The 2,779-nt window shown below is 66.0% G+C and carries 2 protein-coding genes and 1 CRISPR repeat array; both genes read left to right on the top strand.

Annotated features, from left to right (window positions below; translation table 11 throughout):
• Positions 1-38: 38 nt before the first annotated feature.
• Positions 39-799: direct repeats of the CRISPR family, unit length 29 nt; unit sequence CGGTTCATCCCCGCGCCTGCGGGGAACGG.
• A 148-nt stretch (positions 800-947) separates the two neighbouring features.
• Complete coding sequence (istA, locus tag Q8R75_RS11885) at positions 948-2,216, top strand: IS21 family transposase (protein ID WP_305663670.1); 1,269 nt, start codon at positions 948-950, stop codon at positions 2,214-2,216.
• Entirely contained in the window at positions 2,216-2,683 is a 468-nt protein-coding gene (locus Q8R75_RS11880; RefSeq protein WP_305663671.1) for an ATP-binding protein, read from the top strand. Before istA ends, Q8R75_RS11880 begins: the two co-directional genes overlap by 1 nt.
• Positions 2,684-2,779: the final 96 nt, after the last annotated feature.

Here is a 2,779-nt window from a genome sequence, read left to right as displayed (position 1 = left end):
GAACGGTTTGGAATGAATTGTGCGGCGGTACGTCCGAACGGTTCATCCCCGCGCCTGCGGGGAACGGGTGTGATCTGATGGACGTGTCCTTTGAAGGATCGGTTCATCCCCGCGCCTGCGGGGAACGGAGGCGCTGAGGTTTGTACGAATTCGGTTACGCCGGTTCATCCCCGCGCCTGCGGGGAACGGCACTGTATGTCGGTTCTCGCGAATCCGGGAAGCGGTTCATCCCCGCGCCTGCGGGGAACGGTCCTTTCGTTTCGAAGTTCGGCCGGGTGCTGACGGTTCATCCCCGCGCCTGCGGGGAACGGCAATCGAAACAGCGGTACGCCCCGGCCAGATACGGTTCATCCCCGCGCCTGCGGGGAACGGCGCTTTCTTTTCTTGCCGCCTGTGGCCTCGTGCGGTTCATCCCCGCGCCTGCGGGGAACGGTACAACGATGCGTCGAACGCATTCCGGTCCGCCGGTTCATCCCCGCGCCTGCGGGGAACGGCGTCCTCGAACGCGAAGGCGGCCCGATTCGCGCGGTTCATCCCCGCGCCTGCGGGGAACGGGAAGGCGGAACGGCCTACCTCATCACGCTGACCGGTTCATCCCCGCGCCTGCGGGGAACGGTGCATCACGTGCCACGCCTGCCAGTTTCAGGGCGGTTCATCCCCGCGCCTGCGGGGAACGGCATGACGGCGCGTCTGCCGCCTGGGTCGATATCGGTTCATCCCCGCGCCTGCGGGGAACGGTGCGACAGGTTCTGCTTGTGCTCGGCTGGCGTCGGTTCATCCCCGCGCCTGCGGGGAACGGTTCCGGGGCCTGGGTCATTCTGTCAGGCGACACGACAAACTGACCCCCTGACGACACGAGGAATTGACCCCCTTCGTGGAAGGAGGTCGAAGTGGAAGACGTTATCGAGCACTCTCGCCGTTCCGAACGGACCGAAGGGAGGCAGGCGATGCAGACGCCTGAGGATGTTCAGACGATGCTCAAACTGGCATCGCTGGGCTGGGGAGCGAAACGCATCAGCCGGGAGTTGGGCTGCAGCCGAAACACGGTGCGCAGTTATCTGCGCCAAGGGGCCTGGCAGCCGTATCAATCGCCGCGTCGGCCGGGTCGGCTGGCGGCGCATCAGGACTGGCTGGCCGATCGGTTCCGTCAGCATCGGGGCAACTGCGATGTGGTGCGCCAGCAACTGCAGCGCGAACATGGCATCACGGTGAGCCTGCGCACGGTCGAACGTGCCGTGGCGCACCTGCGCCGCGAAGTGCTTGCCCAGACAGCGGCGACCGTGCGCTTCGAGACCCCGCCGGGTCAGCAGTTGCAGATCGACTTTGGCACCCTGCGCGTGCCGGTGGGCGAGGAACAGACCAAGATTCATCTGTTCGTAGCGACCCTGGGCTACTCGCGCCGAACCTACGTGGCGATGTTCCTGCACGAGCGTCATTCAGCCTGGTTGCAGGGTTTGGAAGATGCCTTCCGGCACTTCGGCGGCATGACCCGCGAGGTCCTGATCGACAACGCCCGCGCACTCGTGGCCGAGCATGACGCGCAGACGCGCGAGGTGGCATTCAACGATCGATTCCACGCCTTCTGCCGCTACTGGGGCGTGACGCCCCGGGCCTGCGCGCCGTACCGTGCCAGAACAAAGGGCAAGGACGAGCGTGGAGTGGGCTACGTCAAGCGCAACGCGATCGCCGGGCACCGCTTCGCGTCACTCGAAGAACTCGAGGCGCATCTGGCGCGCTGGATGCGCGAGGTGGCAGACGTGCGGATACATGGCACCACCGCCGAGCCACCCATCGACCGCTTCGAGCGTGACGAACGAAGCGCACTCACGCCGCTGGCGTCCAAGGCGCCGTTTCTGCAGGTACGCGAACTCAGCCGCCGGGTGCACACCGACGCCTGCATCGAACTGGACACCAACCGCTACAGCGTGCCGTGGAAGCTGATCGGCGAGACGGTCACCGTGGTCGTGGCCGAGCGCCAGGTACGGGTGCTGTACGCCGCAGAGGAAGTGGCGAGTCACGCCCAGAACCCGGGCCGACGCACCCACGTCATCGAGCGCAGCCACCTCGTGGGCATCGTCGGTGCTCATCTGGTCGGGGTGAGCTGGCTGGGTAGAAAGCGTACCGAGGAGGCGCCGCCACCGGCGCCTCCGGCACCACCGGCTGAACTGCTGCGACCGCTGGCCGAGTATGAGGCAGCGCTTGGAGGGGGCTGGTGATGACGACCGCCAGGAAGACCAAGCCAAGCGACGCACTGAACGACCTGGAACCGATGCTGACGAGGCTCCAGCTCACGGCCATCCGCGATCAGCTCGACACCTTGCTGGACCAGGCCGCACGGGCAGAGCTCAACCTGCGCGAAGCGCTGGCGATGCTGTGCGCGGCCGAGGTGGCGCGCAAGGACGAGCGGCGCATCCAGATGGGGATGTCGATCGCCAAGTTCCCGTGCGTGCGCACCTTGGAGAGCTTCGAGTACGACGCGCAGCCTTCCGTCGACGCCAAGCAGATCCGGGAGCTGGCGATGTCGCGCTGGGTAGCCAACGGTGACAGCGTGCTGCTGCTCGGGCCACCCGGCGTGGGCAAGACGCATCTGGCGGTGGCCCTTGGCCGAGAGGCGATCGTGCGCGGCTACTCAACGCTGTGTAGCGCGACAATCTGGATGAGACGCGCGCGACAATCTGGATGAGAACTGTGACGCGGCAAGTTGATGATGCCGGACATTTGATTGTCGCGGACTGGTTTAAGTTGGGGGTTGATTGTCGGCAGGCTTGGGAACGCCGAC

The sequence above is a fragment of the Methyloversatilis sp. genome (assembly GCF_030696805.1).
GTDB lineage: Bacteria > Pseudomonadota > Gammaproteobacteria > Burkholderiales > Rhodocyclaceae > Methyloversatilis.
Note: the sequence above shows the minus strand (reverse complement) of the source record. Positions and strands in the feature narration are given on the sequence as shown.